Consider the following 23,257-nt stretch of genomic DNA (forward strand, 5'->3'; position numbering starts at 1 on the left):
AGCAGGAGAAGATATGAAGAAAACACTGCCAATTCAAATATGGGAGATTGTATATCCCCTTGGTATTTACTTTGTTGTTGCCAATATTGCAATGTTTCTGGCACAGATGCTGTTTGGTCCGTCAAATGAATCGTATATGCTTTGTCAGATCGTTGCCAGCTGTTTTACAATTCCGTTTGTATATCGGTTTTTCCGACAGGATCAGATCATGATGGGAATATTAAAGCCCAAGCCATGGATATCAAAGGAACACATGGTAAATGTGTTTTGGATCATTCCGATTGCGGCATTAATTGGAATCGGCCTGAACAATATCATTCAGATGTCACCACTGGTACATTTATCAGAAACGTATCTTCAGATGAACCAGGCATTTTATGCAAGCTCAATGGGACTTGAACTTTTAGGGTCTGCATTTGTGACGCCTCTTTTAGAGGAACTTTTATACCGCGGTGTCATCTATGGAAGACTGCGCAGGATGATGAATCTGGTGCCGGCTATCCTGATTTCAGCAGTGATATTTGGAGCTGTTCATTTTAATGTTGTACAGTTTGTTTATGCATTTTTGCTTGGAATTGTTCTTGCACTGTGCATGGAAAAAAGTGGACATATGTACGGAGCGGTTGTTGCGCATATGACAGCGAACGGGATTGCAGTTATCCGTACAGAGACCGGATTTTTACAACAGACTGCGGAAGTTGGAGTTGGAAATATCTTGTTTTCAATTGGATGCCTTGCGTCAGGGATCATACTTCTTGTTTTTTATCTGCGAAGAAAAAACAGTAATATCGATCAATAAAATAATATGAAAAAGACATCAGATCAGTTCGAAGGAAAGGAAAAGGTCTGGTGTCTTTAATTTTGCCATTCACTGAGTAACAAAACACGATTTGACCATGAAAATCAGATACACAATTTAGACACAATTTTAAAAACAAGGCTATATTTGCACGAAAGAAAGAAAAAAGTTTAAAAAATATTTTGATGAAATTGTTTGTATGAAGATTAAAATAACAAAAAACACATGAAATAGACAGAAAATAAGCTTTAATAAATGAAGTTAATAAATAATCTGACAATAGCGAGAAAAAAGCTCTTTACTTTACTAAAGCGATGGGGTATGATTTTAATTAATAAAAATAATCATTTAATCAGGAAAGGATAAAGCGATGAAAGAACAGTGGAATGAAAGCACAGCAAAAGCTGTTGGCATGTACGATCCAAAATTTGAGCATGACAACTGTGGTATCGGTGCTGTCGTTAATATCAAAGGTATTAAGACACATCAGACAGTAGAGAATGCTTTGAAGATCGTAGAGAACCTGAAGCACAGAGCTGGTAAAGATGCAGATGGTAAAACGGGTGATGGTGTTGGTATCCTTTTACAGATTTCCCATAAATTCTTCTCAAAGGCAGTTAAGCCTTTAGGAATTGAACTTGGAGAAGAAAGAGATTACGGTGTTGGTATGTTTTTCTTCCCACAGGATGAGTTTAAGAGAAATCAGGCCAAGAAAATGTTCGAGGTCATTATCGAAAAAGAGGGAATGGAATTCCTGGGTTGGAGAGAAGTGCCGATCCATGCCGACAAGATTGGAAAGAAAGCCCTTGACTGTATGCCATATATCATGCAGGCATTTATCAAACGCCCTCATGATGTAAAGAAAGGCCTTGACTTTGATCGCAAATTATACATTGCAAGACGTGTATTTGAACAGTCCAATGATGATACTTATGTGGCATCTCTTTCAAGCAGAACAATCGTATATAAGGGAATGTTCTTAGTAGAACAGTTAAGACAGTTTTTCGCAGATCTTCAGGATCCGGATTACGAGTCAGCAATTGCAACGGTACATTCCAGATTCTCAACCAATACAAATCCAAGCTGGGAGAGAGCTCATCCAAACAGATTTATTGTACATAATGGTGAGATCAATACGATCCGTGGTAATGCAGATAAGATGTTAGCACGTGAAGAAACCATGGAATCCGACTCATTGGCAGGAGAATTCCAGAAGATCCTTCCGGTAATCAATACAGAGGGTTCTGATTCTGCAATGCTTGATAATACACTGGAATTTCTGGTTATGAGTGGAATGGAGCTTCCGCTTGCAGTTATGATCATGATTCCGGAACCATGGGCAAACAACAAGATGATGAGTCAGAAAAAGAAGGACTTCTATCAGTATTACGCAACAATGATGGAGCCTTGGGATGGACCTGCATCTATTCTGTTTTCCGATGGTGACATTATGGGAGCGGTACTTGACCGTAACGGACTTCGTCCTTCCCGTTATTACATCACAGATGATGATCAGCTGATTTTATCTTCCGAGGTTGGTGTACTTGATGTTGATCCGACAAAGGTTGTTGTAAAAGACAGATTAAGACCTGGTAAGATGCTTCTTGTTGATACCGTGAACGGAAGAGTGATCGATGATGATGAACTGAAAGAAAAATATGCTGGCAAAGAGCCTTATGGTGAATGGTTAGACAGAAATATCGTAATGCTTGAGGATTTAAAGATCCCGAATGAGCGAGTTCCGGAGTACAGCAAAGAAGAACGTCAGAGAATGCAGAAAGCTTTTGGATATACCTATGAGTCATTAAAAGACAATGTTCTTCCGATGGCTGCAAATGGAGCAGAAGGAACCGCGGCAATGGGTACGGATACACCGCTTGCAGCACTTTCTGGCAACCAGGAACCGTTGTTTAACTACTTCAAACAGCTGTTTGCACAGGTAACCAATCCTCCAATCGATTCCATTCGAGAGGAAGTCGTTACATCAACAACTGTATATATTGGATCAGGCGGAAACCTGCTTGAGGACAAGCCGGAGAACTGTAAAGTACTTCGTGTAGAGAATCCGATCCTGACGAATACCGACCTGATGAAGATCCGTTCCATGAAGGTTCCGGGATTTAAGGTAGAGACGATTCCGATTGTATATTATAAGAACACAAGCCTTGAAAAAGCAGTAGAGCGTCTGTATGTCGAAGCCGACCGTGCATTCCGGGATGGCGCGAATATTATCATCCTTTCCGACAGAGGTGTGGATGAGAACCATGTGGCAATTCCGTCACTGCTTGCAGTATCTGCGCTTCAGCAGTATCTGGTTAAGACGAAAAAGAGAACTTCGCTCTCTCTGATCTTAGAGTCCGGAGAACCAAGAGAAGTCCATCATTTTGCAACACTGCTCGGTTTTGGTGCAAGTGCAATCAACCCATATCTTGCACAGGATACCGTAAAACAGCTGATTGATGAGCATATGCTCGACAAGGATTATTATGCAGCAATCAATGACTACAACCGTGCAATCATTAACGGAATCGTTAAAATTGCAGCTAAGATGGGTATTTCAACGATCCAGTCTTACATGGGCTCAAAGATTTTTGAAGCAATCGGTATTGATAAGAGTGTAATTGATAAATACTTTACGAATACAGTAAGCCGTATCGGCGGTATCACAATGAAAGACATTGAGAATGATGTCAATACACTGCATTCAGCAGCGTACGATCCACTCGGACTTGAGACGGATCTTACATTAGACAGCAAGGGTCGTCATAAGATGAGAAGCGGTGCAGATGCACATCTTTACAATCCTGCAACAATCCATCTTCTCCAGCAGTCTACACAAAAAGGTGATTATGAACTGTTCAAACAGTATACAAATCTTGTGGATGAAGAAGAGAAGAATACCAATATCCGTGGTCTGATGGATTTCAATTATCCGAAGAAAGGTGTTCCGATCGAAGAAGTTGAAAGCGTGGATTCCATTGTAACCAGATTTAAAACCGGTGCAATGTCATACGGATCAATTTCAAAGGAAGCACATGAGACACTTGCAATCGCAATGAACCATCTGCATGGTAAATCCAATACCGGTGAAGGTGGTGAGGATAAAGACCGTCTTACAATTGGACCGGACGGACTCAACAGATGTTCCGCAATCAAACAGGTTGCATCCGGACGTTTTGGCGTAACAAGCAGATATCTGACCAGTGCACAGGAGATTCAGATCAAGATGGCACAGGGAGCAAAACCTGGAGAAGGAGGACATCTTCCAGGAAAGAAAGTATATCCTTGGATTGCGAAGACAAGACTTTCCACACCAGGTGTGTCTTTGATCTCGCCTCCACCACATCATGATATCTATTCAATCGAAGATCTGGAACAGTTGATCTACGATCTGAAAAATGCAAACAGAGATGCACGAATTTCTGTAAAACTGGTATCTGAAGCTGGTGTTGGTACAGTCGCTGCCGGTGTTGCAAAAGCCGGTGCACAGGTTGTACTGATTTCCGGATATGATGGTGGTACCGGAGCTGCACCAAGCAGTTCTATCCATAATGCCGGACTTCCATGGGAGCTTGGACTTGCAGAGACACATCAGACACTGATCATGAACGGACTTCGTAATAAAGTTCGTATCGAGACAGATGGTAAGCTTATGAGCGGACGTGACGTTGCAATTGCAGCAGCACTTGGAGCAGAGGAATTTGGTTTTGCAACAGCACCGCTTGTAACAATGGGCTGCGTTATGATGCGTGTATGTAACCTGGATACCTGTCCGGCAGGCATTGCAACACAGAATCCGGAGCTTCGTAAACGTTTTGCGGGTAAACCGGAGTATGTCGAGAACTTCATGCGCTTTATCGCAGAAGAATTAAGAGAGTACATGGCTAAACTCGGATGCAGAACTGTAGATGAGCTTGTAGGAAGAAGCGATCTCTTAAAGGTACGTGATGAATTATCCGAGCGTGAAGAGAAGCTGGATCTTACAAAGATTTTAAGTAATCCGTTTGCCGGACCGAAGGAAAAGGTTATTTTTGATCCGAAACATGTATATGACTTCGAACTTGAAAAGACAAAAGATATCACAGTTCTTCTGAAACAGTTAAAACCGGCGCTTGAGAAGAAACAGAAGAGAATGATCGAGACAGAGGTAACGAATACAGACCGGTCATTTGGTACAATCTTTGGATCTGAAATTACAAAGAGATATGATGATACTCTGGATGAGGACACATTCCTTGTAAAATGTAATGGTGCAGGAGGACAGTCCTTCGGTGCATTCATTCCAAAGGGACTGACACTCGAACTGATCGGTGATTCCAACGATTATTTCGGTAAGGGATTATCCGGCGGTAAACTGATTGTTTATCCGCCAGCAGGTGTGAAGTTCAAAAAAGATGAAAACATTATCATTGGTAACGTAGCACTTTACGGTGCAACAAGTGGTAAGGCATTTATCAATGGTGTTGCAGGTGAGCGTTTCTGTGTACGTAACTCCGGAGCAACAGCAGTTGTCGAAGGTGTTGGTGATCATGGATGTGAATACATGACAGGTGGACGTGTTGTTGTACTTGGTAAGACTGGAAAGAATTTTGCAGCAGGTATGAGCGGTGGAGTTGCCTATGTTCTGGATGAAGATAATGACCTTTATATGAGAACCAACAAATCCATGGTATTTACCGAAGAAGTAACTAATAAGTATGATGTCCTGGAACTGAAAGACATGATCAAAGAGCATGTGACACTGACCAATTCCGAAAAAGGTAAAGAAATCCTGGATAACTTCAGTGAATATCTGCCAAAATTCAAGAAAGTAATTCCATATGATTATAATCGTATGCTGATGGCAATTGTTCAGATGGAAGAAAAAGGATTGAATGCAGAACAGGCTCAGATTGAAGCATTTTATGCAAATACAAAAAATTAAGGAGGGAAAAGCACAATGGGAAAACCAACAGGATTTTTAGAATATGAGAGAGAGACAGCAAAATCGGTTGAACCAAAGGAACGAATCTGCAATTACAATGAGTTCCACACTTTTCTCTCAGAAGAAGAACAAAGAGAACAGGCTGCACGCTGTATGGCGTGCGGAGTTCCGTTCTGTCAGTCTGGAATGACACTGGCAGGAATGACATCCGGATGCCCGCTTCATAATCTGGTTCCGGAATGGAATGATCTGGTTTATACAGGCAACTGGGAGCAGGCTTATAACCGTCTGCACAAGACCAACAACTTCCCGGAATTTACGTCAAGAGTATGTCCGGCACTTTGCGAAAAGGCTTGTACCTGTGGACATTGGGGAGAATCTGTTACAGTCCGTGATAATGAGCATGGTATTATTGAGACAGCATATGAAAAAGGATATGCAGCTCCGAAGATACCAAGAGTACATACTGGCAAAAAAGTAGCGGTTATCGGTTCCGGACCATCTGGTCTTGCAGCAGCTGACCAGCTGAATCAGAGAGGACATTCAGTTACGGTTTTTGAAAGAGAAGATCGTGTCGGAGGACTTCTGATGTATGGTATTCCGAATATGAAGCTTGAAAAGCATATCATTGACCGGAAAATCAATGTAATGAAAGCAGAAGGTGTGGTATTTAAGACTGGTGTAAATGTTGGCGTGGATGTAAAAGCCAAAGATCTCTTAAAAGATTTTGACCGTGTGATTCTTTGCTGTGGTGCGAAAAATCCACGTGATATCAAGGCAGTCGGAAGAGATGCAAAAGGAATCTATTTTGCAGTGGATTATCTGACCCAGACAACAAAGAGTCTTTTGAATTCCAATCTGAAAGATGGAAAATATGTTTCAGCAAAAGGAAAGAATGTTGTGATCATCGGTGGTGGTGATACCGGTAATGACTGTGTTGGTACAGCAATCCGCCAGGGCGCTAAATCGGTAACACAGCTTGAGATGATGCCGCAGCCTCCAGTAGAGCGTGCTGCAAACAATCCATGGCCGGAATGGCCGAAAGTCTTAAAGACAGACTATGGTCAGGAAGAGGCAATTGCAGTATTCGGACATGATCCTCGTATTTATCAGACTACCGTTAAAGAGTTCCACAAAGATAAAAACGGCAATCTGAACGGGATTACAATTGTCAAGCTTCAGAGCAAAAAAGATGAAGCAACCGGTCGCATGACAATGGTTGAAGTACCGGGATCAGAAAGCAAGATTGCAGCAGAACTTGTTTTGATCGCCGCAGGATTTCTTGGAACAGAGAAATATGTTTCCGATGCATTCGGTGTTTCGATGACTCAGCGCACCAATGTGGCAACAAAAGAAGGTTCTTATGCAACAAATGTGAAAAATGTTTATGCAGCTGGTGACACACATCGTGGACAGTCTCTGGTTGTATGGGCAATTCGTGAGGGAAGAGAAGTTGCACGTGAGGTTGATGAAAGCCTGATGGGTTACTCTTATCTTTCTATCCAGTAGAATACAATGATAAAACAGGCCTTTTGGAAAGTGAAAAAACATTTTCCAAAAGGTTTTTTTGTTCTGAAAATAGAAAATATTCAGATGATGTTCACATAACCGTCAGATGAAACCTTTACCATGAAACGCAGCAAGGGAGTAGCAGAATCCCGGACAGAAAGGTAGAGATTCAATATGAGTAAGAAGAAAAAGCAGGCTGTCATAGTGGTTACGATCAGTATACTTGTGGCAGCAGTAATCATACTTATGATGCAGATTGGGCAGAATACATCAAAGACAGCCGAAAAAAGTGCTGTGATCAGCCTGGCAGATGACGGTATAAAGATAAAAGGCGGTGGAGTGACCGTAAAAGATCAGGTGATCACAATTACGAACCCGGGAGATTATACGTTCAGTGGAAGTCTTTCCGATGGAAGGATTGTAATCGATGTTTCAGAAGGTACGGTTAATGTGACATTAAATGGCGTTGATATCACAAGCAGTGAAAGAGATGTGATATTTTCAAAAGACAGTGCAGAGGTCAATGTGATTGTTGCCGATGGAACCGACAATACTCTGGTGAGCGGAACAGAGGACTTTACTGCTGATGAAGACGATCTGGACGAAGATGGAACCTATAAAAATAAACAGAAGGCTGTTATTTTTACAAAAGGAAACCTGACGATCAGTGGTACCGGTTCTTTGAATGTGACCGGAAATATTTATAATGGAATCCAGACAAAAGGAACTCTGTCACTTCAGGATGTGCAGCTGACAGTAAATGCGGTGCATCATGGTGTGAAATCGAAACAGGAAATGAGTCTGATCTCCGGAACATATGATGTGACATCAGGAGAGGATGGATTTCATTCGGATCTGAACATTACAGTTTCAGATGGAAGCTATGCAATCGCAGCCGGTGATGATGGTATCCATGCAGATGGAGAACTTACCGTAGATAATGGAAGTATTACAATTTCAGAATCTGTTGAGGGGCTTGAAGGGCATATGATTACGATCAATGATGGACAGATTGATATCACATCCAGTGATGACGGAATCAATGCAAACGGAGGCAGCCAGAATGGATTTGGTATGGGCGGTGGAATGCAGCAGCCGCAGAATGCGGATGGCTCAGCCGAACCGCCACAGAAGCCGGATGATTCGGATACAGCGGGCTCTTCAGAGAATATGCCACAAATGCCGGATAATTCAGATGGTTCGATGGGAGACATGCCACAGATGCCGGAAGGCACAGAGATGGGAGAAGCCCCGTCTGACATGCCGCAGGAACAGGAAGAAAACAAGGACAGTGATTCGGAAGAATCGGATTCACAGGTAGATACAACAACGACTCCGGAGCTTACCATTAATGGAGGCAGCATCCATGTCAATGCACAGGGGGACGGAATTGATTCAAATGGAAACATTACAATCAATGGCGGAACTGTTTACGTAGATGGACCATCCGGAGGGGGAGATTCTGCATTGGATTATGGTACGGAAAATGGGGGAATTCTTACGATTAACGGTGGTAATGTGATCGCAATCGGAATGTCAGATATGCTGGAGGCAGTTGATGCATCTTCGACACAGACTTCCATTATGTACGTATTTTCACAGACGGTAACAAAAGGAACTGAGGTGACGGTAAGTGACAGTAATGGAAATACCGTATTCACGTATACCCCGGTGAAGGATGCAGACAGTGTGATCTTAAGCTCTGCAGATCTTACAGAAGGAGAAACCTATACGTTTACTTATGGTGAGCAGTCGGAGAGTATTACAGTAGATTCGGTTAATACAACGAATTATACAAGAAGTGCCATGGGACCTGGAAAACGTTAAAAATATGGTTGTGAAATACAGGGAAGAACGATATAATAGAACATAAGCGTTAGAGAAAGGGCGTTAAAGGTAGCGGATACTTTTAACACCCTTTTTATCTGCTTATGGAAGGAGCATATATATTAAGATGCAGAAGATAATCTTTTTTGATATTGACGGAACAATCTGGGACAATCGCATGAATATACCGGAAAGTACAGTATGGACGATACAAAAGTTAAAAGAGAAGGGATATAAAACATTTATCTGCTCAGGAAGAGGAAGGGCGAATATCCGCTCGCCGAAACTGCTGTCTTTGGGATTTGATGGAATTATAGCAGCGTGTGGCAACCATATTGAGATGGATGGAAAAGTGTTATATCAGAATCTGCTTTCCCAGGAGCTGGTTCAAAAAGCACTTGGACTTCTGGAAGCAAACCGTATGCCGGTAATTCTGGAGGGACCGGTCTATCACTGGACAGATGAGGACGCTTTCGCGGATGATCCGTTTGTTGAGATTATTCGAAAGGAAATGGGCGAATATCTTGTTCCAATCACGGGTTATGGAAAAGACTATGTCATCAATAAATTCAGCGCAGACATTATGCCGGACAGCAATTTTGAAGCAGTTCGGAAAGAGCTGGAAGATGAGATGGATTTTCTGGTACATCCGGGAGACAAATTTCAGGTAGTAGAATTTATCCCAAAAGGCACTTCGAAAGCAACGGGAATTCATAAATTATGCGAAATGCTTGGTGTGGATGTGAAGGACACCTATGCGCTTGGTGACAGCGTTAATGATCTGGATATGATCGAAGCAGTCGGACACGGAATTGCAATGGGAAACGGAACAAAACAGATCAAGGAGATTGCAGAATATGTGACTGCACCGCTTCATGAAGATGGGGTAAAACAGGCAATGGAACATTACGGACTTATTTTATAAAAAAAGTATAAAAATAAGATAATAATGAAAAAACGAGAAAACGAGAGTATAAAAGAGAAAATGAGAGAATAGATTTAAAATACATAACAAATATCCGGTTGCGATTCACGGTGGAAAAATCTATTATAAGACCATCGGTTAGCACTCGATGAAAATGAGTGCTAATAACTACAGAAAATATGATTTCTAATTATAGAACAAGGAGGCAGCAATCATGAAATTAGTACCATTATCTGACAGAGTTGTTTTAAAACAGGTGGAAGCAGAAGAGACTACCAAATCTGGTATCATCTTAACAAGTGCAGCTCAGGAAAAGCCACAGGAGGCAGAAGTTATTGCAGTAGGACCTGGCGGAATGGTTGATGGCAAAGAAGTTACAATGCAGGTTAAAGTTGGACAGAAAGTAATCTACTCCAAATATGCAGGAACAGAAGTTAAACTTGACGGAGAAGAATACATTATCGTAAGACAAAATGATATTCTTGCTGTTGTTGAATAATACAGAGATTTGTGATTATTAAAATTAGAAAAGAAAGAGGTCGTTAAATATGGCAAAAGAGATTAAATATGGATCAGAAGCAAGAGCAGCATTAGGCGCTGGTGTTGACAAATTAGCAAATACAGTACGTGTTACAATCGGACCAAAAGGAAGAAACGTAGTTTTAGACAAATCTTTCGGAGCTCCACTTATTACAAATGATGGTGTTACCATTGCAAAAGAGATTGAGCTTGAGGATGCTTTCGAGAATATGGGAGCACAGCTTGTAAAAGAAGTTGCAACCAAGACAAACGATGTTGCCGGTGATGGTACAACAACAGCAACCGTTCTGACACAGGCTATGGTTCAGGAAGGAATGAAGAACCTGGAAGCAGGTGCTAATCCAATCGTATTAAGACGTGGTATGAAAAAAGCTACAGATGCTGCTGTATCTGCATTAAAAGAAATGAGCCAGAAGGTAAAAGGCAAAGATCAGATCGCAAAAGTTGCAGCTATCTCAGCTGGAGATGAAGAAGTTGGTAATCTGGTTGCGGATGCTATGGAGAAAGTATCCAACGATGGTGTTATCACAATTGAGGAATCCAAGACAATGCAGACAGAACTTGACCTTGTAGAAGGTATGCAGTTCGATCGTGGATATCTGTCCGCATATATGTGCACAGATATGGATAAAATGGAAGCAACCTTAGATGATCCATATATCCTTATTACAGATAAGAAGATTTCAAATATTCAGGAGATTCTTCCACTGTTAGAGCAGATCGTACAGTCTGGTTCCAAATTACTGATCATTGCTGAGGATGTAGAAGGCGAAGCACTTACAACACTGATCGTAAACAAATTACGTGGAACATTCAATGTAGTAGCTGTAAAAGCTCCTGGATATGGTGACAGAAGAAAAGCAATGCTGGAAGATATCGCCGTATTGACAGGTGGTCAGGTAATCAGCTCTGATCTTGGTCTGGAACTGAAAGATACTACAATGGATCAGTTAGGACGTGCAAAATCTGTTAAAGTTGGAAAAGAAAATACGGTTATCGTTGATGGTGCTGGTGATAAAGATGCAATCCAGGGAAGAATCAAACAGATCCGTGGACAGATTGAAGAGACAACATCTGAATTTGACAAAGAGAAACTTCAGGAGAGACTTGCAAAGATGGCAGGTGGTGTAGCTGTTATCCGTGTAGGTGCAGCAACAGAGACAGAGATGAAAGAAGCAAAACTTCGTATGGAAGATGCTTTGAATGCAACAAGAGCAGCAGTCGAAGAAGGAATCATTGCAGGTGGTGGATCTGCATACATCCATGCTTCCAAGAAAGTATCTGAGCTGGCTGATACATTAGAAGGCGATGAGAAGACCGGTGCTAAGGTTATCTTAAAAGCTCTGGAAGCTCCATTATTCTATATTGCAGCAAACGCAGGACTTGAAGGTGCTGTTATCATTAACAAAGTAAAAGAATCCAAACCAGGCGTTGGATTTAATGCTGCAACAGAAGAATATGTTGATATGGTAGAGAACGGAATCCTTGATCCTGTAAAAGTGACAAGAAGTGCTCTTCAGAATGCAACATCCGTAGCATCTACTTTACTGACAACAGAATCAGCAGTTGCAAACATCAAAGAAGATACTCCAGCTATGCCAGCAGGCGGAGCCGGAATGGGCGGAATGATGTAAAATCTGCATGTGCAGGAATAAGGCATAAATGAACAGTTGAAGTGGTATTAAAAACCACAACAAATAAGATGAAAAGCCATGACATAAAACCTTGAAAAACCAAGGAATGTTAAGGCTTTTCATTTTTTTTTCGCTATGTTATACTCATATCCATAAGCGGATTTTTCCATTTGGGGAACCCCTTAAAAAGGAGAAGACAGGAGATAAAAATATGGACGATTTTATCACATTAACAATTGGTAAAAAGAAAAATATTGCACTGATTGCACACGATGGTAAAAAGGCAGAACTGATACAGTGGTGCCAGAATCATAAATCAATTTTAGAGAAACACTTCCTTTGCGGAACAGGAACAACCGCCCGGATGATTACAGATAAAACAGGACTTCCGGTGCGTGGATATAACAGTGGTCCGCTTGGTGGAGATCAGCAGATCGGAGCAAAGATCGTAGAAGGAAAGGTTGATTTTGTGGTATTTTTCTCAGATCCGCTTACTGCACAGCCACATGACCCGGATGTAAAAGCATTGATGAGAATTGCACAGGTGTATGATATTCCGATGGCTGTCAACAAAGCATCTGCAGATTTTATGATCACATCCATTTACATGGAGAAAGAGTATGATCATGATGTGATCAATTTTCATAAAAATATCAAAGAGCGTTCCGAGACGCTGTAGTTGGAGGAGAATATGAGTAAGGTTATCGTAGTAACAGACAGTAATAGTGGCATCACGCAGAATGAAGCGAAAGATCTTGGTGTTGTTGTAATGCCAATGCCATTTTATATCAATGGACAGATGTATTATGAAGATATTGATCTGACACAGGAACAGTTTTATGAGAAACTGGAGCAGGGTGGAGAAATCAAGACCTCTATGCCGTTAGTTGGAGATGTAACAGATAAGTGGGACGAGCTTTTGAAGGAATATGATGAGATTGTATATATTCCGATGTCGTCCGGACTCAGCAGCTCCTGCGAGACAGCCTATATGCTTTCTCAGGATTATGATGGAAAAGTACAGGTTGTCAATAACCAGAGAATTTCTGTAACACAGAGACAGTCTGTACTGGATGCAAAACAGCTTGCAGAGCAGGGAAAAAATGCAGAAGAGATTAAAAACATCTTAGAAGAAAAGAAATTTGATTCTTCCATCTATATCATGGTAGATACGCTTGATTATCTGAAAAAAGGCGGACGTATTACTCCGGCAGCGGCAGCCCTTGGTACACTTTTGAAATTAAAACCGGTATTGCAGATCCAGGGAGAACGTCTGGATGCTTTCGCAAAGGCACGTACTGTGAAACAGGCAAAGAATATTATGATCGAAGCCATGAAAAAAGATATGGAAACAAGATTTGGAAGTGCAGATGGTGCAAAGATAAATCTGGAGATGGCATATACCAAAGATCTTGATGCGGCACTTGCATTCAAGGAGGAGGTGCAGGCTGCATTCCCGAATAATGAGATCGTGCTGAATCCGTTATCTTTAAGCGTGTCCTGTCATATCGGACCTGGAGCACTTGCAATTGCATGTTCTAAGAAAATAGATGCAGAATGATGGATATTAATTTAGAATATTATAAAATTTTTTATTACGTAACAAAACATCAGAGTATTACACAGGCAGCAGAGGTGCTTTCCATCTCACAGCCTGCGGTATCACAGGCAGTCAAGAATCTGGAAAAGGCTCTTGGCTGCAAACTTTTTGTGCGAATGGCAAAAGGAGTCCGGCTGACCAGCGAAGGAGAGGTTTTATATTCATTTGTTTCAAAAGGCTATGAAAGTATACTTGCAGGAGAACGGAAGCTGAGTGAGATTCTGGATCTGGAAGGTGGAGAGATCTGTATTGGAGCGAGTGATATGACGCTGCAGTTTTATCTTTTGTCTTATCTGGAACAGTTTCATGAAAAGTATCCGGATATCAAGGTTACGGTGACAAATGCTCCGACACCGGAGACATTAGGGTATCTGGAGGACGGAAGAATTGACTTTGGAGTTGTCAGTACACCGGTCATAACAAAACATGGATGCATACAGATCCCGGTACGGAAAATTCGGGATATTTTTGTCGCTGGGCATAAATTTGAATATCTGAAAGGCAAAAAACTCCGCTATCGGGAATTATCGGATCTTCCGGTCATGTGTCTTGAGGGAGATACTTCCACACGCAGATATGTGGCAGAGTTTTTGGAAAAAGAGCATGTAATGCTGCAACCGGAGTTTGAACTTGCAACAAGTGATATGCTGATCCAGTTCGCCAAAAGAAGTCTTGGAGTTGCGAGTGTTGTGGAAGATTTTGCAAAACAGGCAATCGAAGAAGGGGAACTGTTTGAACTTCAATTCGACAAAGAGATTCCAAAGAGAGAGTTTTGCATTGTTTATAACGACAAAATTCCAATGTCCACAGCTGCCAGAAAACTCTTCCAAACGCTGACAAAACAAGAGATATAATATAGACTTATACCACACATAAAAAACATTGATTTTACTTATGCCATTTTTTACTCTATAATCAGAAAGTAAAAACGGACAGGTTTTTACAGCCTGTCCGTTTTTGTGTCTAAATGATGACATGAATATGATGAATGATCTAGGAGGTCGTAAGTACAATGGTTAAAGCAGTAGTCGGTGCCAACTGGGGCGATGAAGGAAAAGGTAAAATTACAGATATGCTTGCAGAGGAAGCGGATATTATCGTTCGTTTTCAGGGAGGAGCAAACGCAGGACATACCATCGTGAATAACTATGGTAAATTTGCCTTACATTCTCTGCCATCCGGTGTGTTTTATAGTCATACCACAAGCATTATCGGAAATGGTGTTGCACTTAATATTCCGGTTCTGTTCAATGAAATAAAGTCAATTACGGACAGAAATGTTCCGATGCCTAAGATTCTGGTATCTGACAGAGCACAGATTGTTATGCCGTATCACATTTTATTTGATCAGTATGAGGAAGAACGTCTGGGAGGAAAATCTTTCGGTTCTACCAAATCAGGTATTGCGCCTTTCTATTCAGATAAATATGCAAAAAATGGTTTCCAGGTAAGCGAGTTATTTGATGATGACAGATTAAAACAAAAGATCGAACGTGTTTTAGTACAGAAGAATGTTATTCTTGAACATTTATATCACAAGCCACTGATCGATCCGGATGAACTGTTAAAGACTTTACATGAATACCGTGATATGGTAGCTCCTTATGTATGTGATGTATCTGCATATCTGGATAAAGCATTAAAAGAAGGCAAGACTGTACTCTTAGAGGGACAGCTTGGAACATTAAAAGATCCGGATCACGGAATTTATCCAATGGTTACTTCTTCATCTACATTAGCAGCATATGGTGCAATTGGAGCTGGTCTTCCTCCATATGAGATCAAAGAGATTGTAACTGTATGTAAAGCTTATTCTTCAGCAGTAGGAGCAGGTGCTTTCGTAAGTGAAATCTTTGGAGATGAAGCTGATGAATTAAGACGTCGTGGTGGCGATGGCGGAGAATTCGGAGCAACAACAGGACGTCCGAGACGTATGGGATGGTTCGACTGTGTTGCGTCAAAATATGGATGCCGTCTTCAGGGAACAACAGACGTTGCCTTTACAGTTCTTGATGTACTTGGATATCTGGATGAGATTCCGGTATGTGTTGGATATGATATTGATGGTGAGGTTACAACAGATTTCCCTGTAACATATAAGTTAGAGAAAGCAAAACCTGTAATTAAAAAGCTGCCGGGATGGAAATGTGATATCCGCGGAATCAAAAAATATGAGGATCTTCCGGAAAACTGCAGAAAATATGTTGAATTTATTGAAGAGCAGATCGGATTCCCAATCACAATGGTTTCAAATGGACCAGGAAGAGAAGATATCATCTTCCGTGAGTCTCCACTTAAAAAATAATAAGCGGTATTGGATGAAACAGTCCACTGTACACAATCGGGTGTGCAGTGGACTGTTTTTGCTTTAGAAGAAAAGGTTTTCCCCTATGTGTGTTCACAATTTGGTCACAATTTTACCACTTTTTCACCATGATTATTCCGTAAACTATCTGTTGGGAATGAAAAAATAAAGGAGGAAATCACTGTGATTGAAATTAACAATCTTGTTAAAAAATACGGTGATCATGTAGCAGTTGATAATCTGAGCCTGACCGTAGAGCCGGGCAGGATTTATGGCTTCTTGGGACCAAATGGTGCGGGAAAATCAACTACCATGAATATCATTACCGGATACCTTGGTGCAACAAGCGGGGAAGTCAAAATCAATGGATACGATATATTTGCCCAGCCGGAAGAGGCAAAGAAATGTGTCGGATATCTTCCGGAACTGCCGCCATTATATATGGATATGACAGTAAAGGAGTATTTGAATTTTGTGGCTGATCTGAAGAAACTGGAGCGCAGTCTGAGAGCCAATTATGTCAAAGAGGCCATGCAGACAACAAAAATACTCGATGTACAGAACCGTATGATACGGAATCTGTCGAAAGGATATCGGCAGAGAGTTGGATTTGCCCAGGCTATTCTGGGTTACCCGGAAGTAATCATTCTGGATGAGCCTACCGTAGGACTTGATCCGAAGCAGATCATCGAGATCCGAGATCTGATCAAAGAACTCGGGAAAAAACATACGATCATTTTGAGTTCACATATTTTAAGTGAGATCAGTGCTGTGTGTGATCATGTATTTATTATTTCAAAAGGAAAACTGGTAGCAAGTGATTCTACCGAGAATCTGGTTAACCTGATGTCAGGAGCCCAGGAGATTGAACTTACGATCAAGGGAGAGACGGAGAAGGCAAAGCAGCTGCTGAAAGAAATTCCACAGGCTGTCAAAGTAGAAGAAAAGACGTCACAGGAGCCACAGACGAGTGCGTTCCTTGTTACAGCAGAAAAGAACTGCGATATCAGGGAAGATATCTTCCATCAGTTCGCAAATAATGGAATGCTGATCCTGCAGATGCAGGCAGTTGTGAAGTCTCTGGAAGATGTATTCCTTGAACTGACACAGGAAGGAGGACAGAAATAATGCTTGCAATTTTTAAACGTGAATTTAAATCTTATTTCCAGAATATTATTGGATGGTTATTTGTAGCAGCTGTCCTTGCAGTGTTTGGACTTTATTTTTATGTATACAATCTGGCGAACGGATATCCGTACCTGTCATACAGTCTGTCATCCATTGCATTTATCATGGTAATTGCAGTTCCAATCCTGACCATGAGATGTTTTTCGGAAGACCGGAAAAATAAAGTGGATCAGCTTGTACTGACTGCGCCGGTTTCGGTAGGAAAAATTGTTATGGGCAAGTTCCTTGCAATGGCAGCCGTATTTACAATCGATGTAGCAGCCATCTGTCTTGCTCCACTTATTTTATCCAGATTTGGAACAGTTCCATTCGGAGAATGCTATATCTCAATTCTTGGGTTCTGGCTGTTTGGCTGTGCGATGATCGCAATCGGTATGTTTATTTCATCGATTACGGAAAGCCAGGTGATAGCGGCAGTCATTTCCTTTGCGGTACTTTTCGCCGGATATATGATGAAATCGATCGAAGGGCTGGTTTCCTCAAGCGGAAATATCGTTACAAAAATCATGAGTGCATTCGATCTGTATTCGCCGTTTGACGGATTTAACAGTGGCTGTTTAAATCTGACAGGAGTGGCATATTACCTGACGGTAATTCTTCTTTTGTCATTTCTGACAACACAATCGATTCAGAAGAGAAGATGGAGTATCAGTTCAAAAAAGATCTCAACGGGTGTGTTTTCCGCAGGTCTTGTAGTAATCGCAATTGTGGTTTCGGTTGTGTTTAATATGTTTGTGAATACGTTACCATCCTCTGTCACATCACTGGATTTTTCGTATGCCAAATTATATGCTTTGACAGATGATACCAAAGATTTTATGAAATCACTGGATCAGGATGTCACGATTTACGTGTTGAGCAAAGAATCTTCCAAAGATGATCAGCTGGATGAAACGCTGACCAGATATGAGGATCTTTCCAGACATGTAACGGTAAAATACATTAATCCTTCTACCAATCCATATTTTTATAAGGATTATACCGATAAGGCACCAACCACAAACAGCCTGATCGTGGTCGGAGCAGACCGTTCAAGAGTGGTTGATTTTAATGATATTTATGATTATCAGACGAGTATGGATTATTCTACATATTCCTATAACCAGGAATTAAAAGGATATGATGCAGAGGGACAGATTACCAGCGCAATCGAGTATGTAACAATGAGTGCAGATCAGCTTCCGGTTGTATATCAGGTTACCGGACATGGGGAAACAGAGCTTTCCAGTGCATTTACTTCCGCATTGGAAAAAGCAAATATTACACTGGAGAGCCTTGAACTTTTGAAACAGGATGCAGTGCCATCGGACGCTCAGGCAATCATTATCAATGCGCCAACTTCAGATTTTAATGCGGATGATGCACAAAAAGTGATTGATTATCTGCAGAATGGTGGAAAGGCAATTATCGCCGGCAATTATGGATATCAGGATCTTACGAACTTTAATTCGATCCTGGCAGCATATAATGTAAGCTTTGTAAACGGTGTTGTCGGAGAGAATGATTCGAACTATTACTATAATAACAATCCATTTTATCTGCTTCCAAAGGTTGATTCCTCTGACTATACGTCAAGTGTGGCAAACAGCTATATCTTTTCACCTGTAAGTGAGGGAATCAGTTATCCGGACAGTACGGATGATGTCACATATACGCCATTACTTGAAACAACGGATTCAGCAGTGTCAAAGACTTCAACGGACGAAATCACAACCTCTGAATTTGAAGACGGAGATGTGCAGGGACCATTTGCAGTTGCACTTGCAATTGAGCAGACGGTAGATGACAACAAACAGACACAGATCGCAGTACTTGGAAGTGCTTTATTCTTAAGCGATGAATGTGATCAGGTGGTATCCGGAAACAACTCGGCAATGTTTACCGGCATGATTTCCAAGATGGTAGGGGATACCGAACTGAAAGCAGGCGTAATCCCTGAAAAAGAATATACTCTGAGCAATCTGACAGTAGCAACACTGTCCGCAGTTGCGCTTGGACTTTGCATTGCAATCTTTATCCCAATCATCCTGATCATTTGCGGTATTGTAATCTGGGCAGTAAGGAGAAAGAAATAATGAAAAGACAGAAAAAACAGTTTATTGTTCTTCTGATATTGCTTGTTGTATGCGTTGCGGCGTATTTAGGCGTGACGATGAATAACAAAAAGACAAAGCAGGAAGAGGAAGCAAGTGAAGAGGCTGCAAAGGTCTATATCACAGATTTTGACAAAGATGATGTGACGGCATTTTCCTATGTACTGAATGGAACGACACTCGCATTTCATAAAGATGGAGATAACTGGCTGTATGATGGAGATTCATCGGTTGATATTGATGAGGACAGTGTGAGTGATCTGTTGTCACAGGCTTCGAAAATGACGGCTGCAGAACAGCTGGATGAAGTGGGGGATCTGTCTGATTATGGTCTGGATGCTCCGACCAATACAATTACAATTGAAACAAAAGACGATAAGATCACGCTTTTGGTTGGAAATTGCAATGATATGCTTTCGGAATATTACATGAAAGAAGAGGGAAGCGATGCAGTTTACCTTGTGGATTCGACAACAGCAAAGCTTTTCCAGAAGAGCGTTGAGTCGCTTACTGCTACAGAGGATACAGAGAGCACAGAAGCGGCAGAACCGGAAGCAACGGAAGAAAATGCAGATTGACATAAAAAACGGTTATGGGATAAAACCCATAGCCGTTTTCTACTTATCCGGATTTTGCTTATCTGAGGACTTATCATCTTTTCTGGAAACCAGTTTATAGATGAAAGTGTAAGCCCAGATCAGAACCGGAATAACGATCGTTGCAAAGACAGAAGCAGCGAACATGTTCATGGACTGACTGTTATCGGTGATTGCGCATACCAGAGTGGTGACATAAAGTCCGACGAGCAGCACGATACCGACGATCGCCATAACCTGTTTTACTTTTTTCATGGAAAGATCCTTTCTGTTGTGGATATGTTAAAAATACTTTGAAATATAGTTTGTTTTTTGGTATAATAACATATGCGTATAATATTCGCAAGAAATCAATAGCAAAAACGATAAAGGTGGTATAGAAATGGCTTTATTACAGGAATGGCAGAAAATTGCCTATAACGAAAAAGCAAATAAAGGAGAGCTTCAGAGATTCTGGCAGAGATATTTCCTTTTGGAAAAAGGAGTATATGAGAAATTATTGACAAATCCTGATGAAGTTGTTGAGGGAACCGTGAAAGAATTAGCAGAGAAATATAATCTTTCTGTTCTTGAGATGGCAGGATTCTTAGACGGAATCAATGAAAGCCTTGTGACTCCGAATCCAATCGATACAATGGAAGAGGACACAAAAGTAAGCCTTGCATTCGATAAAGAAAAATTATACAAGAACATGGTTGACGCAAAGGCAGAGTGGTTATATGAACTGCCAATGTGGGATGATATCTTCGATAAAGAGACAAAGAGAAAACTGTATCTGGAACAGAAGAAATCCGGAACCGTTGTTGTTGGTAAGAAAGTAGGACGTAATGATCCATGTCCATGCGGATCCGGCAAGAAATATAAATATTGCTGCGGAAGATAATTTCTGTTTGACATCTATGGATAATGGGTATACAATACGTTCAGATATCGAGATACAGACATTGTGAATACGTAGATGAGACGAGTAGAATACTTACAATGTTTCAGAGAGAGATGCATATGGTGCGAGCATCTTAACGGACAAGTATTTGAAGACCAGCTCTGAGTGACCCCAATCCGGTCCGGTGACTCCGTTATCGTCGGAATGAGATTTTCTTCATGATTACATACAGGTGGAGAAGATGAAACAGGGTGGAACCGCGATATAGCTTAATCGTCCCTGACACATAGAAATATGTGTCAGGGACTTTTTTAATATTATAAAAAGGAGACTGATAAGTATGAAAATCACATTAAAAGATGGCTCTGTAAAAGAGTACAGTGAAGCAAAATCTGTATATGAAATTGCCGCAGATATCAGTGAGGGACTTGCACGTGTCGCATGTGCAGGAGAAATTGATGGCAAAGTGGTAGATCTTCGAACTATCATTGATGCTGACTGCGCACTTAATATAGTAACAGCAAACGATCCGGAAGGATTACAGGTAATCCGTCATACCGCATCTCATATCATGGCACAGGCTGTAAAACGCCTTTTCCCAGATGCAAAGATCGCAATCGGACCTGCAATTGAAGATGGTTTTTATTATGATTTTGATTCACAGCCATTCTCAAGAGAAGACCTGGATAATATTGAGGCTGAGATGAAGAAGATTATCAAAGAAGGCCATGAAATCACCAGATTTACACTTCCAAGAGAAGAGGCAATCGCATTCATGAAGGAAAAAGAAGAGCCTTACAAAGTAGAACTGATCGAGGATCTTCCGGAAGATGCAGAAATCTCCTTCTATGATCAGGGTGGATTCGTAGATCTGTGTGCAGGTCCTCATCTTATGAGCACGAAAGGTGTAAAGGCATATAAACTGATTTCTTCTTCTATGGCATACTGGAGAGGCGATTCTGAAAAAGCACGCCTTCACAGAATTTATGGTACTGCATTTAACAAGAAAGACGAATTAAAAGAACATCTTGCAAAACTGGAAGATGCAAAAATGAGAGACCATAACCGTCTTGGACGTGAAATGGGATTGTTTACAACGGTTGATGTAATCGGACAGGGACTTCCACTTTTTACACCAAAGGGAACAAAGATGATCATGAAACTTCAGAGATGGATCGAGGATCTGGAAGATAATGAGTGGGGATATCGCCGTACAAGAACACCGCTCATGGCCAAATCAGATCTTTATAAAATTTCCGGACACTGGGATCATTATAAAGATGGCATGTTTGTTCTTGGCGATGAAGAGAAGGACAAAGAAGTATTTGCACTTCGTCCGATGACATGTCCATTCCAGTATTATGTATACAAGAATGAACAGCATTCTTATCGTGATCTTCCTTATCGTATGAGTGAGACATCAACATTATTCCGTTCTGAGGATTCCGGCGAGATGCATGGCCTGACACGTGTACGTCAGTTCACAATCACAGAAGCGCATAACGTTATCCGCCCGGATCAGGCAGAAGAGGAATTAAAGAGCTGCTTTGACCTTGCAATGTATGTATTAAAGACATTAGGACTTGAAGACGATGTAACATTCCGTCTTTCAAAATGGGATCCAAATAATAAAAAGAAATATCTTGGCGATGACAATTACTGGGAAAGCACACAGGGAAAATTGCGTGAGATTCTGGTAGAGTCTGGAAAACCATTTGTTGAAGCCGATGGAGAGGCCGCTTTCTATGGTCCAAAGATTGATATTCAGGCGAAGAACGTATATGGCAAAGAAGACACCATGATCACAATCCAGCTTGACTGTGCAATTGCCGAGAACTTTGATATGTATTATATCGATCAGAACGGAGAGCGTGTTCGTCCATATATTGTACACAGAACATCTATGGGATGCTATGAAAGAACACTTGCATGGCTGATTGAGAAATATGCAGGTAAATTTCCGACATGGTTATGCCCGGAGCAGGTAAGAGTGCTTCCAATTTCTGAAAAATATATGGATTACGCACAGAAAGTTGCAGCAGAACTGAAAGCAAATGGTGTGGATGTAACGGTAGACAGCCGTGCTGAGAAGATCGGATATAAGATCCGTGAAGCAAGACTGGATAAACTTCCTTATATGCTTGTTGTAGGACAGCAGGAAGAGGCAGATGGTACAGTATCTGTAAGAAGCCGCTTTGCCGGTGATGAGGGCGTGAAACCTCTGTCTGAATTCATTGATCAGATCTGCAAGGAGATCCGTACAAAGGAAATCCGTAAGGAAGAAGTTCCGGCAGAAGAACAGAAATAATTTTCACAAAAGCAAGATGAGGCAGGAGCGGAAACTCCTGCCTTTTTTGAAAGGAGTTTTATCTGAAAATAAAAAATGCCAGAATATACCTGTTTTACGATTGCACAATTGAACATAATAGGAATG

The 23,257-nt window shown here is 41.2% G+C and carries 17 protein-coding genes; 16 read left to right on the forward strand and 1 reads right to left on the reverse strand.

The window, feature by feature from the left end; all coding sequences use genetic code 11:
• Positions 1–13 precede the first annotated feature (13 nt).
• The 14 genes from FYJ75_RS00770 to FYJ75_RS00835 all read left to right on the forward strand — a co-directional run bounded on the left by FYJ75_RS00770 (position 14) and on the right by FYJ75_RS00835 (position 19,922).
• Positions 14–799: a CPBP family intramembrane glutamic endopeptidase gene (locus tag FYJ75_RS00770; protein ID WP_154427846.1), complete on the forward strand. Its 786-nt coding sequence runs from the start codon at positions 14–16 to the stop codon at positions 797–799.
• Positions 800–1,169: 370 nt separating this feature from the next.
• Entirely contained in the window at positions 1,170–5,723 is a 4,554-nt protein-coding gene (gene gltB, locus FYJ75_RS00775) for a glutamate synthase large subunit (RefSeq protein ID WP_154427848.1), read from the forward strand.
• 15 nt (positions 5,724–5,738) lie between these two features.
• The gene (locus tag FYJ75_RS00780; RefSeq protein WP_154427850.1) at positions 5,739–7,232 is read left to right on the forward strand and encodes a glutamate synthase subunit beta; all 1,494 of its coding nucleotides are present in this window, start codon (positions 5,739–5,741) and stop codon (positions 7,230–7,232) included.
• Between the two features lie 174 nt (positions 7,233–7,406).
• Positions 7,407–9,059 carry a carbohydrate-binding domain-containing protein gene (locus FYJ75_RS00785; protein ID WP_154427852.1) on the forward strand — a complete coding sequence of 551 codons (1,653 nt, stop codon included), beginning with the start codon at positions 7,407–7,409 and terminating at the stop codon, positions 9,057–9,059.
• Positions 9,060–9,186: 127 nt separating this feature from the next.
• Entirely contained in the window at positions 9,187–9,984 is a 798-nt protein-coding gene (locus tag FYJ75_RS00790; RefSeq protein WP_154427854.1) for a Cof-type HAD-IIB family hydrolase, read from the forward strand.
• Positions 9,985–10,198: 214 nt separating this feature from the next.
• Complete coding sequence (groES, locus tag FYJ75_RS00795; RefSeq protein ID WP_154427856.1) at positions 10,199–10,483, forward strand: co-chaperone GroES; 285 nt, start codon at positions 10,199–10,201, stop codon at positions 10,481–10,483.
• Between the two features lie 49 nt (positions 10,484–10,532).
• A complete protein-coding gene (gene groL, locus FYJ75_RS00800; RefSeq protein ID WP_154427858.1) occupies positions 10,533–12,158 on the forward strand; it encodes a chaperonin GroEL in 1,626 nt (541 codons plus the stop codon).
• A gap of 211 nt (positions 12,159–12,369) precedes the next feature.
• Positions 12,370–12,837, forward strand: coding sequence for a methylglyoxal synthase (locus tag FYJ75_RS00805; RefSeq protein ID WP_154427860.1), 468 nt, complete (start codon positions 12,370–12,372; stop codon positions 12,835–12,837).
• A 12-nt stretch (positions 12,838–12,849) separates the two neighbouring features.
• On the forward strand, positions 12,850–13,719 hold the full coding sequence (locus tag FYJ75_RS00810; RefSeq protein WP_154427862.1) for a DegV family protein: 870 nt from the start codon (positions 12,850–12,852) through the stop codon (positions 13,717–13,719).
• Complete coding sequence (locus FYJ75_RS00815) at positions 13,719–14,612, forward strand: LysR family transcriptional regulator (protein ID WP_154427864.1); 894 nt, start codon at positions 13,719–13,721, stop codon at positions 14,610–14,612. Before FYJ75_RS00810 ends, FYJ75_RS00815 begins: the two co-directional genes overlap by 1 nt.
• A gap of 158 nt (positions 14,613–14,770) precedes the next feature.
• Positions 14,771–16,063, forward strand: coding sequence for an adenylosuccinate synthase (locus FYJ75_RS00820; protein WP_154427866.1), 1,293 nt, complete (start codon positions 14,771–14,773; stop codon positions 16,061–16,063).
• A 183-nt stretch (positions 16,064–16,246) separates the two neighbouring features.
• Entirely contained in the window at positions 16,247–17,191 is a 945-nt protein-coding gene (locus FYJ75_RS00825) for an ABC transporter ATP-binding protein (RefSeq protein ID WP_328596802.1), read from the forward strand.
• Positions 17,191–19,326 (forward strand): Gldg family protein, encoded by a 2,136-nt coding sequence (locus FYJ75_RS00830; protein WP_154427868.1) that lies wholly within the window; start codon positions 17,191–17,193, stop codon positions 19,324–19,326. Before FYJ75_RS00825 ends, FYJ75_RS00830 begins: the two co-directional genes overlap by 1 nt.
• A complete protein-coding gene (locus FYJ75_RS00835) occupies positions 19,326–19,922 on the forward strand; it encodes a DUF4340 domain-containing protein (RefSeq protein ID WP_154427870.1) in 597 nt (198 codons plus the stop codon). The genes FYJ75_RS00830 and FYJ75_RS00835 overlap by 1 nt, the downstream gene beginning before the upstream one ends.
• A gap of 39 nt (positions 19,923–19,961) precedes the next feature.
• Here the strand turns inward: FYJ75_RS00835 and FYJ75_RS00840 are convergent, their stop codons facing one another.
• Positions 19,962–20,195, reverse strand: a complete 234-nt coding sequence (locus FYJ75_RS00840; RefSeq protein WP_154427872.1) for a hypothetical protein — start codon at positions 20,193–20,195, stop codon at positions 19,962–19,964.
• A 127-nt stretch (positions 20,196–20,322) separates the two neighbouring features.
• Between FYJ75_RS00840 and FYJ75_RS00845 the strand changes: the two genes are divergently transcribed.
• Positions 20,323–20,823, forward strand: a complete 501-nt coding sequence (locus FYJ75_RS00845) for an SEC-C metal-binding domain-containing protein (protein WP_154427874.1) — start codon at positions 20,323–20,325, stop codon at positions 20,821–20,823.
• Between the two features lie 340 nt (positions 20,824–21,163).
• Positions 21,164–23,131: a threonine--tRNA ligase gene (thrS, locus tag FYJ75_RS00850; protein WP_154427876.1), complete on the forward strand. Its 1,968-nt coding sequence runs from the start codon at positions 21,164–21,166 to the stop codon at positions 23,129–23,131.
• Positions 23,132–23,257: the final 126 nt, after the last annotated feature.

The organism is Roseburia porci (assembly GCF_009695765.1).
Taxonomy (GTDB): domain Bacteria; phylum Bacillota; class Clostridia; order Lachnospirales; family Lachnospiraceae; genus Roseburia; species Roseburia porci.